Here is a 12,496-nt window from a genome sequence, read left to right on the forward strand (position 1 = left end):
AGGCGGGCGGCGCCCTTCTTCACGCCGTGAAGTTGGGCCGTCGACTACGGTCGGGGGACACACGGACGAGTGAAGGGACCGATGAACCGCCGACGTCTTGCCGCCTTCGGGGTGGCGTTCGCCATCGTGGCCGGGTGTTCGCTGGTCGTGGGCCTGCAACCGCGGACCGTGCCCGGGCTGGCTCTGCCCCTGGCCTCCACTCCACCGGCTGCTGTTCCGGCCGCTCCGGCGCCCGGGCCGTCCGTGCCCACCTCCCGGCTTGCCCGGCCGGGCGACTGCGCGGCCCTGGTGAACGGCCTCGACGTCCGCAGCCAGGTCGCCCAGCTGGTGGTCGTGGGCGTCTCCGGCGACGACCCGGCGGCCACCGTGGCCCTGGTGCGCGACCACCAGGTCGGCGGGATCTTCATCGGCGGTAACGCAACAGCGTTGTTGAAAGATCGCGCGCTCGCCGCGGTCCAGGGTGCGGCCAAGGTGCCGGTGGCGGTGTCGGTCGACGAGGAAGGCGGCCGCGTCCAGCGCATCGACGACCTCGACGGCGACCTCCCGTCGGCCCGGACGATGGCCGCCACGAAGTCGCCGGAAGAGGTGCGCGCACTGGCCGCCGAGCGCGGCCGCCAGCTGCGTACCCGCGGGGTGACGGTGGACTTCGCCCCGGACACCGACGTCACGGACGCGCCGGACGACGACGTGATCGGCGACCGGTCGTTCAGCCCGGATCCGGCGCGGGTGAAGACGTACGCGACCGCGTTCGCGGCCGGGCTGCGGGACGCGGGCGTCCAGCCGGTGCTGAAGCACTTCCCGGGCCACGGCCACGGCTCGGGCGACTCCCACAAGGGCACGGTGGTCACGCCGCCGCTCGCGCAGCTGCGGGCGGTCGACCTCGTGCCCTACCGCGGCCTGGCCGGCTACGGCCCGGTCGGGGTGATGATGGGCCACCTCGACGTGCCGGACCTCACCGGCGGGGTGCCGGCCTCCCTGTCTCCGGCCGCGTACGCCTTGCTGCGCGGCGAATTCTCCTTCACCGGGCCGGTGGTGACGGACGATCTCGGGGCGATGAAGGCGATCACGGCGCAGTATTCGCTGCCGGACGCGGTCCTGAAGGCGCTGCAGGCCGGCGCGGACCAGGCGCTGTGGTCCTCCGGGGGCCGGGTGGACGAGGTGCTCGACCGCCTGGTGAAGGCGGTGCAGAGCGGGGAGCTGCCACCGGCCCGGGTGCAGGAGTCGGTGACGCGGGTGTTGCGGGGCAAGGGTCTCTGCGGTTGAGGTCTGCACGGTGATCTCCTCCATCTGCCGAGTGCCGCGGGTTCGCGGTCACAAGAACGACGCTACCGAACAGGCGTGCGAAGATCATCGCTGAACCGGGTGAACCTCGGGCCGAGATTTCCGTTGCGGCGCAAGGGAAATCGACTGAGCAGCCCCCGAATTCCAGCCTACCGGAGAGCACCGACAAAACCGGATGGCGCGAAGACCCGGGCCGCCGCGCCTAGACTTCCGTGGAGGCACCCCGGAGCAAGGAGAAGCATGGCGAACCTCGGTGGCACGTACTCCCTCGGTGGCGAACTTCCCGTGACCCGCATGGGTTACGGCGCCATGCAGCTGGCCGGTCCCGGTGTCTGGGGGCCGCCGCGGGACCACGATGCCGCCGTTGCCGTGCTGCGGGAAGCCGTCGACCGGGGTGTCACCCACCTCGACACCAGCGACTACTACGGTCCCCACACCGTGAACGCCCTGATCAAGGAAGCCCTCCACCCCTATCCCGATTCGCTCGTCATCGTCACGAAGGTGGGGGCGCGGCGGAGCGCGGACAAGGGCTGGCCGGCCGCGCTGTCGGCCGAGGACCTCACTCAGGCCGTGCACGACAACCTGCGCAACCTCGGCGTCGACGCGCTCGACGTCGTCAACCTGCGGCTCAGCGACGCCTCGGGCGGCTACCCCGTGGCGATGTCGCTCGCCGAGCCGTTCGGGGTGCTCGCCGACCTGCGGCAGCAGGGGCTCATCCGGCACCTGGGCGTCAGCCACGTCACCGCCGCGCAGCTCGACGAAGCCAAGGCGATCGCGCCCGTCGTCTGCGTCCAGAACCAGTACAACCTGGCCCACCGCGAAAACGACGACCTGGTGGACAAGTGCGCCGCCGAAGGGATCGCCTTCGTGCCGTACTTCCCGCTCGGCGGGTTCAGCCCGCTGCAGTCGGGGCTGCTCGACGACTGCGCCGCCCGGCTCGGGGCCACGCCGATGCAGGTCGCGCTGGCCTGGCTGCTGCAGCGGTCGCCGTCGATGCTGCTGATCCCCGGCACGTCGTCGATCGCCCACCTGCGCGAGAACCTCGCCGCCGCCGAGCTCGAACTGCCCGCGGACGTTCTCGCGGATCTCGAGCGGATCGGCGCCGCCTGATCGCTACGCTGAGCGCTCGGACACCCGCGAGGACGGAGTCGAGCGTGGCGGAGTGGGGCGATCTGGTCGCGTACATCAGGCAGGCGTACCGGGTGGTGCGCGACGAGCCCGACGAGCTGCGCATCCGCCTGGTGTTCGGGGACGACCCGGACACCGAGCAGCGGGCGCAGATCGTCGTGATCGCCCGCGAGATCCTCGACCAGCGCGAGGACTGGGTCCAGATCGCCACGCCGTTCGCCCGGCACGAGGAGGTCGACCTCCTCGAGGTGCTGACCGAGGTCGGCGAGGCGATCGTGGTCGGCGGCATCGCGGTGATGGGCGAGCACGTCGTGCTCCGCCACTCGCTGCCGCTGATCAACCTCGACATCAACGAGTTCGTCGACCCCCTCGAGCTGGTCGCCGGCGCGGCCGAGCTGCTGGAACAGCAGTTCACCGGCCGCGACGACTACTGAGACGACCGGGGCGCCGCCCCGGGCCGGAGGCTCCGCCACCCGGACCCCGACGACCGGTGAGGGGCACCACGGCCACCGCGGCGGCCACGGCGAGCACGGCTCCCACGCCGAGCGCGGCGGCCGCCGTGCCGGTGCCCAGGTAGAGGCCGCCGAGGAGGGCGACCCCGAGGGTGCCGCCGAGCTGCTGCACGGCGTTGAGCAGCCCGGCGGCCGACCCCGTCTCGGCCGGCCGGACCCGGTCCAGTGCGGCGCTGAAGAACGGCACCGTGAACGTCCCCATCCCGAGGCCGCACAGGGCCAGCGCCCACGGGTACGCGCCCGCTCCCGCGGCGAGGGCGGCGAGGATGCCCGCCGTCAGCAGGGCGAGCCCGGCGAACATCACGCGTGCGCCGAACTTCGGCACCAGCCGGGCCCCGGCGACGTACGACGACACCGCGAGGCCGGCCGAGAGCGGCAGCAGCGTCAGGCCCGCGGTGCGGACGTCGGCGCCCAGGCCGAGCTGGAGCTGCATCGGCACGACCTGCATCAGGCCGGTCATCACCGCGAAGAACAGCAGCGAGCCGGCCAGCGCCGCCGGGAACCCGCGGTTCGCGAACAGGCTCGGCTCCACCAGCGGCGCGGCCGCACGGCGCTGCTGGAAGCCGAACACCACCAGGAGCGCAAGCCCGGCCGCGAGCAGGCCCCAGTTCGTCCCGGCGGGGTCGATCAGCGGGTAGACGAGCAGCCCGGCGCCCGCGACGACGAGCGCCGTGCCGACGAGGTCCAGCCGGGGCCGGGTGTCCGCCCGGTCCTCCCGCAGCAGCCGCGCGGCGGCGAGCACCGCGAGCCCGGCCGGGACGTTCACCAGGAACGCCGCCCGCCACGACACCGACTGCGTCAGCAGGCCGCCGAGCAGCGGCCCGGTGACCGCGGACAGGCCCATCACCGGTCCGATGGTGCCCAGGGCCTTCGCGCGCTCGTCGCCGTCGAAGAGGGCGCGGATCAGGCCGATGGTCTGCGGGATGATCAGCGCGGCCGCCGCTCCCTGGACCGCACGCGCCCCGATCAGCAGACCGGCGTCCGGAGCGGCGGCGCAGCCCAGCGACGCGAGCACGAAGCCCGCCACGCCGATCCGGAAGACCCTCGCCCGGCCGAGGATGTCGCCGAGCCGGCCGCCGGTGATGAGGAAGGCGGCGAACGGCAGCGTGTAGGCCGCGCTGAACCACGGGACGTCGGCGGGCGGGCCGGGGAGTGCGGCGTGGATCGCGGGCCCGGCGACCTGGACGATCGTCGCGTCGAGCAGGTTCATCGCCTCGGCGGCGAGCAGCACGGCCAGTGCGGCCCAGCGCCGCCGGTGACGCGTAATGGTGGGCACGGGGTGCCTCCTTTCGTTCGGCGCCCACCTTGACGGCGTGATCAGCGGCAGTTCCAGCTACCAGTAGTCGATCGCTGATTTGTTCCATGTTTTGCGGTTCAATGATGGATATGATTACGCTGGACGACGTCGACCGCGCCCTGATCCACGCGCTGCACATCGACGGACGGGCGCCGTTCACGAAGATCGGCGACGTCCTCGGCGTCTCGACGCAGACGGTGGCGCGGCGCTACCGCCGGCTCCGCGCGGAGGCGTCCCTCCGCGTCGTCGGCCTGCCGGACCCGCAGCGCCCCGGGCAGGCCGAGTGGATGGTCCGCCTGACCGCGACCCCGCACACCGCGCAGGACCTCGCCCACGCGCTCGCGCGCCGCGCGGACACGGCGTGGATCAAGCTGATGTCCGGCGGCACGGAGATCTGCGTGAACGTGCAGACGCCGGCGGCGAGCGACCATTCGCTGCTGCTGCGGGACATCCCGCGCACGGCGAGCGTCACGGCCGTCTCGGCACACCAGCTGCTGCACCGCTACTTCGGCGGCCCAACGGCGTGGCTCGGCCGCGCCAACTCGCTCGACGCGACGCAGATCGCGGCCCTCACCCCGGTGCACGAGGGCCCGGGCAAGCCGCTGACCGGCGACGACGCCGCGCTGATGGCGGCGCTGCAGCGCGACGGCCGGGCGGGCCTCGCCGAGCTGGCGACGGCCACGGGCTGGTCGGCGGCGACCGTCGCGCGCCGGCTGGCCGACCTCCGGGCCGGCGGAACGGTGTTCTTCGACCTGGAGATCGACCCGGCGCTGCTGGGCGCGACCACGCAGGCGCTGCTGTGGATGTCGGTGGCGCCGGCCCACCTCGACCGGGTGGCGAAGACGCTGGCCGGGCACCCGGAACTGGCGATCGTCGCGGCCACGACGGGCCCGGCCAACCTGGTGGCGCAGGCCCTCTGCCCGGACGCGGCGGCACTGCACCACTACCTGACCCACCGGCTGGGTGCCCTCGACGCCATCCGGACGCTGGAGACGGCGCCGGTGCTGCGGACCGTGAAGGCGGCGGCCTCCCGGTGGTCCTAGGGGGACTTGACGTCGACCAGGTGGTCCAGCATGCCGCGGACGGCTTCGAACTCCCGGACCTCCTGGCGGCAGTCCGGGCACGCCGCCAGGTGCCGCTCGACCCGGGCCGCGTCGGCCGCGTCGAGCAACCCCAGGCTGTACGCCCCGAGGTCGGTCCGGTCGTACCGGCCCATGGATCGCGTCTCCGTTCCGCGTCCCGCTGGGAACGCCCGCTCTGTCAGACGTCTCCAGGGTCCTGAGCCGGACGCGCCATGGGGGAGGTTCCGCGGATTTCTACCCGAACGGCCGACAACTTCGGACGGCGAACAGCCCATGTGAGTGATAACAGCCGTCACGGTACTCACCGGTCCGACCACGGAAAGCTTTTGTGCGGCGAAGTTCGCCGATTCGGCGTCATGGCTCCCGCGCTCGCTCGTCGGACTCGCGTCGGGCTGGGATTTTCCGGCTCCGGCCTGGGTGAGAAGGCGATCCGAAACGAGGAGAGCGATGACCGTACGGAGCCACCGGGCGGACGACGTCGTGGACGAGGTCGGGGTGTGGCTGGCCGGGGAGTTCGCGGGGCGGCTCCCCGCCTCGGAGATCGATCGCGTCGTCCGGACGACGCGGATCGACCTCGAAGGGAGCATCGCGCCGGAGGAGCTCGGGGAGATGCTCCACCGGCTGGGCCGGGCGAGGCTGCAGCGCATCCTGCACGTCGTCCCGGCCGCGCAGGTGCGGATCCCGCAAGCGCGGTGACGCCCCGGGCGGGCCACGCGGCTGCTTCCCGCCGCGTCGCCCGCCCCGCACCACGGCAGGTCCGCCTTCGCACCGGCTTGCTGCGGGCGCTCCGCGGAACCCGCCGCGCGCCCCACGACAACTCCACGCGCCGACCTGCCGCGGCACCCGCGCGGCCGGCGAGCGTTGCCACCGCGGCCCGGCTGTCAAACCCACTCCGGCAGGTGCAGGGGACGTTCGCGCAGAACCCTTGCCCGCCGCCCCCGGCATTCTTGACTGGACTAGACCAATCTGCTCTAGTGACCGTTGTCACGTTCGTCTCGGCCGGATGAGCACCCCCACCCCCGACACGGGCGCCTCGCGCGCCCGGATTCCGTCGTGGCCGAAGGAGTGAGCGAGTCTTGAGAAGACGTCTTGTCGCGGTCCTGTCCGCTGTCGCCGCCGTAGCCGGGCTCGTTTTCGGCGTGCCCGCCGCCACCGGGCACGCTCCGCAGGCGGCCGCCGCCGCGTGCAGTGCGCCGAACTGGGTGGCCGGGCAGTGGTACGACGTCGGCGCCGTCGTCCGCTACACCAACGGTGGCTACTACCGCGCCAAGAACGCCAACCCGGGCTACGACCCGGTCATCAGCACCTGGTACTGGGAGCCCTACAGCTGCGGCGGCTCCGATCCCGGCACCACCTGCAACTACCCGAACTGGGTGGCCGGGCAGTGGTACGACGTCGGCGCCATCGTGCGCTACACCAACGGCGGCTACTACCGCGCCAAGAACGCCAACCCGGGCTACGACCCCGTGATCAGCACCTGGTACTGGGAGCCCTACAGCTGCGGCGGCGGCACCGACCCGGGCAACCCCGGCTCGTTCGTGGTCAGCGAAGCGCAGTTCAACCAGATGTTCCCGGGCCGGAACTCCTTCTACACCTACAGCGGCCTCAGCGCGGCCCTGTCCGCGTACCCCGGCTTCGCCACCACCGGCAGCGACACGGTGAAGAAGCAGGAAGCCGCCGCGTTCCTCGCCAACGTCGACCACGAAACCGGCGGGCTCGTCTACATCGTCGAGCAGAACACGGCCAACTACCCGCACTACTGCGACTGGAACCAGCCCTACGGCTGCCCCGCCGGCCAGTCCGCCTACTACGGCCGCGGCCCCATCCAGCTGAGCTGGAACTTCAACTACAAGGCGGCCGGTGACGCGCTCGGCATCGATCTGCTCGGCAACCCCTGGCAGGTGGAGCAGAACTCGGCCGTCGCGTGGAAGACCGGGCTCTGGTACTGGAACACCCAGAGCGGCCCCGGCACGATGACCCCGCACAACGCGATGGTCAACGGCCGCGGCTTCGGCGAGACCATCCGCAGCATCAACGGCTCGATCGAGTGCAACGGCGGCAACCCGGCGCAGGTCGAGAGCCGCGTCTCGAAGTACCGCCAGATCAGCTCGATCCTCGGCGTCGACCCGGGCGCCAACCTCTACTGCTGACGCCTGACGCGGGCGGGGTGCGCCGGATCGCGGCGCACCCCGCCCGCTTGCTCAGCGGGCGAGCCGGGCGAGCCGGTCGCCGATCAGCCGGATGACCGCCCCGGCGTGGTCGTTGAGGTAGAAGTGGCCGCCCGGGTACGTCTTCAGCTCGAACTCCCCGGACGTGCGCTCGGACCACGGGCGCGTCTCGGCTTCGGTGACCTTCGGGTCGCTGTCGCCGATCAGCGCGACGATCGGGCAGCTGACATCCGGGCCGGGGCGGTAGTGGTAGAGCTCCGCCGCCTTGTAGTCGCTGCGCAGCGCCGGGAGCACCAGGCCGCGGATGTCCTCGTCGTCCAGCACCGACGTGTCCGTGCCGCCCAGGCGCTTGACCTCGGCCAGCAGCGCGTCGTCGCCCTTTTCGTGGATCCGCTCGTCGCGGACCGTCGAAGGCGCGCGGCGACCGGAAACGAACAGGGTGAGCAGGCGCGTGCCCCGCGCTTCGAGCCGCCGGGCGACCTCGAAGGCCAGGCTGGCGCCCATGCTGTGGCCGAAGAACGCCACCGGCCCGGTGGTTTCCGCGGCGAGCACGTCCGCCAGCCGGTCGGCGAGCACGAACAGGTCGTCCACCGGGGCTTCGGCGTGCCGGTCCTGGCGGCCGGGGTACTGCACGGCCAGCACCTCCACCGCGGGCGCGAGCGCCGCCGAAACCGGGTGGTAGTAGCTCGCCGATCCCCCGGCGTGCGGGAAACACACGAGCCGCGCGGCGGCCGACGGCGCCGGGTGGAAGCGCCGCACCCACTGCGAAGCGTCGAGGGAAATCGTCATGGCCCCCAATCTGGCAGGCCGCCGGGCCGTCGTCGACCCCTAACGTGCGCAGTATGGGGGCGGCAGGCCCCGGGATGCGGCCGGGGCCTGCCGGTTCTCCCTCCCTCCTCAGGCGGGACGCCTCACGCCGCCCGCCACAGCGCCGGAACGGCCGGAGGTTCCCATCCGGGCTGGGCGGTGTGCGCCTGCAGGCACACGTAGGCGCGGCCGCCGTAGGTGACCCGGGCACCCGCCGGGTACGCGGTGCCCACCGCCCAGGACGTGTCCCCGGGCGGCGTCGAGGTCGGCGCGCCGGTCGTCGACGTCGGCGGGGCCGAAGTCGGCGTCTGCGGCACGTCGAGCACGAAGTCGAACGCGGCTTCCTTCGCGGAACCGTTGTCCCGCACGGTCATCAGCAGCCGCGCGTCGAAGATCGTGTCGGTGTTGTTGCGCGGCTCACCGGGGAAGTAGAGCTGCGTGGTCAGGATCGGCCGGCCGGGTGCCTGGACCTTCACGTGGATGTGCCGCGTCCGGCCCGGGTAGAGCCCCGGCACGATCGTGGACAGCGTGAACGCGCCCTGGGCGTTGGTGTACTGGTGGCCGCGGAAGGTGTAGCCGGTGTTGTCGTACGCGCCGTTGACGTCGGCCTGCCAGAAGTCCAGCAGCGCCCGGTCGACCGGCAGGCACGCCCGTCCGAAGACGTAGCCGGTCACGGTCAGCCGGGTGCCCTGGGTACCGGGGGTGACCAGGTTGGTCCGTTCGGGCGAGTTCGGCTTGAAGTACGGCCCCTCGGTCTGCTCGATCGTCGGCTCGTCGCCGTCGTGGCACGACGGCGTGAGCTCCGGTGCGGTGCCGCCGGCGGCATTCGTGCGCGCGAGTGCCGGGCCGCCGATCAGCGCGACCGGCGCGGCGACACCCGCGGCGAGCGCGGCCTTCAGCACCGTCTTGCGGCTGAGCCTGGTTTCTTCGTCCATGCCTGCTCCTCGTGGGGAGGTCGGGGATCCCCTCGAACGTAGGCAGCGCACCCGGTGGCCGACGATGGACTGGACCGGTCAGTCGTGGTGCTTCTCGCCGCCGCGCCGGAAGTCGCCGGGGCTGAGCCCGGTCTCCCGGCGGAAGAAGCGGCAGAAGTACGCCGGATCGGCGAACCCGACGCGGCGGGCGACCTGCCGGACCGTGAGGTCGGTCCGGAGCAGGAACCGCTGGGCCTCCCGGGTCCGGGCCTCGCGCAGCAGCTGCGCGGCCGTCCGGCCGGTCGCGGCCTTCACCGCTTCGGTGAGGTGGCCCGGGGTGACACCGAGGCGTTCGGCGTGCTCGCTCACCGACCACGGTCCCGGCCCGGGGCGGCCGGCGAGCCGGACGAACTCGGCCGCCACCGCGCCGGTGGGCGCCGCCGGCGGCGGGCCCAGCAGCCGGCCCGCCCGCACGACCAGGACGTGCACCAGGGCCCGCAGCACCGACTCCGTGCCGTCACCGCCGCGGCGGTACTCCTCTTCCAAGTCGGCGATCAGCCGCGTGACACCCGCGTCGGCGTGCTCGTCCAGGTGCAGCCACGGCCGTTCGCCCAGCCGCCGCAGCAGCTCGCGGTCGGCCGGGTGGTCGAGGAGGAAGTCGTCGGTGAACAGCACGACGTGGCCGGTGAGCCCGCGCACGCCGGCCCACTGGTGCACCTGGCCCGGCGTGAGAACGCCGAGGTGCGGCGGCCGCAACGGCCAGCGCGCGGTGTCGACGACGTGCGCGCCGGTGCCGCCGGTGACGTGCACGAGCTCGTAGAAGGTGTGCCGGTGCGGGAACTCCGCGCGCGCCAGCGGCCCGAGCGCGTCGAACGTGCCGACGGCGAACGGCGGCGCGTGCGGGGCCGGCACCTCCAGGCGGTGCAGCGGCAGTTCCCCCGCCCGGGGCGGCAGGCAGGGCGTACCGGATGGAACGGTCGTACCGCGCATGGCGAAAAAGTCTAGACCAATTGACGCGCGGTTCGCCGCTTTTGCCCCGAAGATCGCAATCCGATCGTCGGGTGCGGATGCGAAAACCGGGGCCGGTCCACAATGGACCGGCCCCGGTTCGCGAGGTGCTGCGGTACTGCCTTACGCGCGGCTGCGGCGCCGGTTCAGCAGCAGCATCAGCGCGCCGCCGCCCAGCAGCAGGCCGCCGACGGTGAACGGAACCGCGGCGTCGACACCGGTGTTGGCCAGCTCGCCACCACCGGAGGGAGCGCCACCGGGGGTGGTCGGCGCGGGGGTGCTCGGGACGGCACCGGCCTCGGTCCAGGCCGCGGTCGCCTTCGCGGCCACCTGGGTCTTCTCCGAGTCGGCGACGATCAGCGACTGCGCCGGCTGCCTCGCGTAGTTCTCCGAGACGAACAGGCGGCCGGTGTCCAGCTCGCCGGTGACCTTCAGCGAGAACGAGCCGTTGCCCGGCTTGGTGGCGGCCGGGACGTCGACGAACAGCTTGCTGCCGTCCTTGACGTCCGCGGTCTTCAGCTCCTTGCCGTCGGCGTCGGTGACCTTGACGCCGTCGGGCAGCTCGGTGGTCAGCGACGTGACGTCACCGGAGGTGGCCACCTCGAACGGGCCGATCTTGGTGCCGGCCTTGCCGTCACCCTTCGGCGACGCGATGTTCAGCGTCGGCTTCGGCTGCGCGCCGAGGCCCTTGTTCTGGTCGCCGACCAGGTAGCTGTACAGCGCGGCGACGTCGGCGTTGGCCTCGGCCGGGTTGTTCTCGGCCAGCGGCTTCTGGAGGTTCAGGTTCACGCCGTCGCTGAAGTGCCACACCGCGGCCTGCGTCGCGGCGATCGCCTCGCGCTCGGAGATGCCGTCGTGGACCTTGACGCCCTGCTTGCCGAGGGCGTCCGCGAGCGCGTCCAGCTTGATGCCCGGGTAGCCGTGGTGCAGCACCCAGTTGATCTTGTCGCTGTTCTTCTTGAACGGCGAGTTCGCGGCGGGGTAGGAGTTCCACGGCCGCTCGACCATGTCGACGTCGGTGCGCATGCCGACGGTGATCTGCACGCAGTAGAGCTTGAGGGACTTGCCGTCCGAGAGCTTGAAGTCGAACAGCTTGGCGATGTAGTCGCCACCGCCGTCGAGGTTGATCCGGTAGCCGACCGTGCCCGAGTTTTCGCTGACCCGGCCGCGGGCGGCGCCGTCGTCCGCGAGCGCCGAGGGCGCGCCGACCATGACCGCGGCGGCCGCGGCGAGCACCGCGATCCCGCCACGCACGAGAGCTGACCTGACCTGCATAAATCTCCTATCCGAGCCCGAACCACACCGTTAGGGGCCGCGTGAGAGCCATCCCCGACCACGGCGGCCACTGATTCGGGTGAGTGATCACCCGGTCAAGCGACACCGGAGCTTACACAGACCCCACAGGGGCTACGCAGGGTGCCCCTCCAAACACGGATTCACCCGGGAAACCGCAGAACGGGGCACGGATGTCAGCCGCCGAAATACCCCTGGAACAGGATTTCGGCGATCCGGGTGGTGGTCTCCCGCCCGGTCTCTTCGCCGTTCTCGACGACTTTCGTGTCGTTCATCAGCGCGACGGTGTAGCGCTCCTGCGGACCCGCGAAACCGACGGAGTTCATGATCCAGGAACCGTCGTCGTTGTCGTCGGACCAGCCGTTCTTGTTCCCCGGCCGCGCGGCGGGCCCGGCACCCCAGACACCCCACTGCTGGTTGACGTCGACCGTGCGCAGCTCCCGGACGAGGTAGTCGCGGTGCTGCGGCGGCAGGCGGGTCAGGACGAAGCCGATCAGCCGGTCCAGGTCGTCCGCCGTGGTGCGGATCCAGCCCCAGTGGTGCGGGTGCCGGTCGCTGAACCGCATGCCGGTCATCCCGTACGCGGGAAACCGCGCGGCGAACTCCGCCTCGCCGCCGAACCGGGTCCACAGCGCGTGGGCGGCGTCGTCGTCGCTGGAGTGCAGCATCCGGTGCATCAGCTCACGGTCCTCGGCGGTCAGCGAGACCGCGCCCGAGTCCTGGCGCAGCAGCAGGTCGATCGCCATCGCCAGCTTCGGCGTCGAGCACGCCCAGATCAGCGTCCCGGCCGCGGGACTGCGGTGGACGGCGCCGGTCCGGCGGTCCCGCAGCACGATCCCGGTCACGCCGGGCCGGCTGTCGGCGTAGGCCTGCGCCCGCGCGATGCGCGCCCGCAGCTCCGGACCGAAACCGTCGCCACCCGGCCCCGGTCCCGGCGGCGGTCCCAGCGCGAACGCCGCCAGCAGCGCGGCGAGCACGAGCTTGCCCATGGCGTCTCCCGGTCCGA

General features: G+C 72.3%; 13 protein-coding genes. 6 read left to right on the forward strand and 7 right to left on the reverse strand.

The window, feature by feature from the left end; translation table 11 throughout:
• Positions 1–111: 111 nt before the first annotated feature.
• From AB0J55_RS40365 to AB0J55_RS40375, 3 genes are all read left to right on the forward strand, one after another.
• Positions 112–1,263 (forward strand): glycoside hydrolase family 3 N-terminal domain-containing protein, encoded by a 1,152-nt coding sequence (locus tag AB0J55_RS40365; RefSeq protein WP_364261672.1) that lies wholly within the window; start codon positions 112–114, stop codon positions 1,261–1,263.
• Between the two features lie 258 nt (positions 1,264–1,521).
• A complete protein-coding gene (locus tag AB0J55_RS40370) occupies positions 1,522–2,391 on the forward strand; it encodes an oxidoreductase (RefSeq protein WP_364261494.1) in 870 nt (289 codons plus the stop codon).
• A gap of 44 nt (positions 2,392–2,435) precedes the next feature.
• On the forward strand, positions 2,436–2,843 hold the full coding sequence (locus AB0J55_RS40375) for a hypothetical protein (RefSeq protein ID WP_364261497.1): 408 nt from the start codon (positions 2,436–2,438) through the stop codon (positions 2,841–2,843).
• Here AB0J55_RS40375 and AB0J55_RS40380 read toward each other — a convergent pair.
• Positions 2,821–4,197 (reverse strand): MFS transporter, encoded by a 1,377-nt coding sequence (locus AB0J55_RS40380; protein WP_364261500.1) that lies wholly within the window; start codon positions 4,195–4,197, stop codon positions 2,821–2,823. The genes AB0J55_RS40375 and AB0J55_RS40380 overlap by 23 nt on opposite strands.
• Positions 4,198–4,307: 110 nt before the next feature.
• On the opposite strand from AB0J55_RS40380, the gene AB0J55_RS40385 reads away from it, so the two are divergent.
• Entirely contained in the window at positions 4,308–5,261 is a 954-nt protein-coding gene (locus AB0J55_RS40385; protein WP_364261503.1) for an AsnC family transcriptional regulator, read from the forward strand.
• Here AB0J55_RS40385 and AB0J55_RS40390 read toward each other — a convergent pair.
• Positions 5,258–5,434 carry a zf-HC2 domain-containing protein gene (locus tag AB0J55_RS40390; protein WP_364261506.1) on the reverse strand — a complete coding sequence of 59 codons (177 nt, stop codon included), beginning with the start codon at positions 5,432–5,434 and terminating at the stop codon, positions 5,258–5,260. The genes AB0J55_RS40385 and AB0J55_RS40390 overlap by 4 nt on opposite strands.
• A gap of 313 nt (positions 5,435–5,747) precedes the next feature.
• On the opposite strand from AB0J55_RS40390, the gene AB0J55_RS40395 reads away from it, so the two are divergent.
• Both AB0J55_RS40395 and AB0J55_RS40400 read left to right on the forward strand, forming a co-directional pair.
• Positions 5,748–5,996, forward strand: a complete 249-nt coding sequence (locus AB0J55_RS40395; RefSeq protein ID WP_364261509.1) for a hypothetical protein — start codon at positions 5,748–5,750, stop codon at positions 5,994–5,996.
• A 380-nt stretch (positions 5,997–6,376) separates the two neighbouring features.
• Positions 6,377–7,450, forward strand: a complete 1,074-nt coding sequence (locus AB0J55_RS40400; protein WP_364261512.1) for a glycoside hydrolase family 19 protein — start codon at positions 6,377–6,379, stop codon at positions 7,448–7,450.
• Positions 7,451–7,501: 51 nt separating this feature from the next.
• Here AB0J55_RS40400 and AB0J55_RS40405 read toward each other — a convergent pair whose 3' ends face one another.
• The 5 genes from AB0J55_RS40405 to AB0J55_RS40425 all read right to left on the reverse strand — a co-directional run bounded on the left by AB0J55_RS40405 (position 7,502) and on the right by AB0J55_RS40425 (position 12,479).
• On the reverse strand, positions 7,502–8,257 hold the full coding sequence (locus AB0J55_RS40405) for an alpha/beta fold hydrolase (protein WP_364261515.1): 756 nt from the start codon (positions 8,255–8,257) through the stop codon (positions 7,502–7,504).
• 122 nt (positions 8,258–8,379) lie between these two features.
• Entirely contained in the window at positions 8,380–9,210 is an 831-nt protein-coding gene (locus AB0J55_RS40410) for a carbohydrate-binding protein (RefSeq protein WP_364261518.1), read from the reverse strand.
• Positions 9,211–9,288: 78 nt separating this feature from the next.
• A complete protein-coding gene (locus tag AB0J55_RS40415) occupies positions 9,289–10,116 on the reverse strand; it encodes an AraC family transcriptional regulator (RefSeq protein WP_364261675.1) in 828 nt (275 codons plus the stop codon).
• A gap of 204 nt (positions 10,117–10,320) precedes the next feature.
• Positions 10,321–11,472, reverse strand: a complete 1,152-nt coding sequence (locus AB0J55_RS40420) for a Cys-Gln thioester bond-forming surface protein (protein WP_364261521.1) — start codon at positions 11,470–11,472, stop codon at positions 10,321–10,323.
• A 194-nt stretch (positions 11,473–11,666) separates the two neighbouring features.
• Complete coding sequence (locus tag AB0J55_RS40425) at positions 11,667–12,479, reverse strand: serine hydrolase (protein ID WP_364261524.1); 813 nt, start codon at positions 12,477–12,479, stop codon at positions 11,667–11,669.
• Positions 12,480–12,496 lie beyond the last annotated feature (17 nt).

This window comes from Amycolatopsis sp. NPDC049688, from assembly GCF_040674975.1.
In the GTDB taxonomy this organism is placed as follows: Bacteria; Actinomycetota; Actinomycetes; order Mycobacteriales; family Pseudonocardiaceae; genus Amycolatopsis.

Bases quoted from the DNA above. Each gene is read 5' to 3' on its own strand.
- AB0J55_RS40410 (WP_364261518.1), bottom strand. From the start codon at position 9,210: ATGGACGAAGAAACCAGGCTCAGCCGCAAGACGGTGCTGAAGGCCGCG.
- AB0J55_RS40405 (WP_364261515.1), bottom strand. From the start codon at position 8,257: ATGACGATTTCCCTCGACGCTTCGCAGTGGGTGCGGCGCTTCCACCCG.
- AB0J55_RS40420 (WP_364261521.1), bottom strand. From the start codon at position 11,472: ATGCAGGTCAGGTCAGCTCTCGTGCGTGGCGGGATCGCGGTGCTCGCC.
- AB0J55_RS40370 (WP_364261494.1), top strand. From the start codon at position 1,522: ATGGCGAACCTCGGTGGCACGTACTCCCTCGGTGGCGAACTTCCCGTG.
- AB0J55_RS40385 (WP_364261503.1), top strand. From the start codon at position 4,308: ATGATTACGCTGGACGACGTCGACCGCGCCCTGATCCACGCGCTGCAC.
- AB0J55_RS40390 (WP_364261506.1), bottom strand. From the start codon at position 5,434: ATGGGCCGGTACGACCGGACCGACCTCGGGGCGTACAGCCTGGGGTTG.
- AB0J55_RS40395 (WP_364261509.1), top strand. From the start codon at position 5,748: ATGACCGTACGGAGCCACCGGGCGGACGACGTCGTGGACGAGGTCGGG.
- AB0J55_RS40425 (WP_364261524.1), bottom strand. From the start codon at position 12,479: ATGGGCAAGCTCGTGCTCGCCGCGCTGCTGGCGGCGTTCGCGCTGGGA.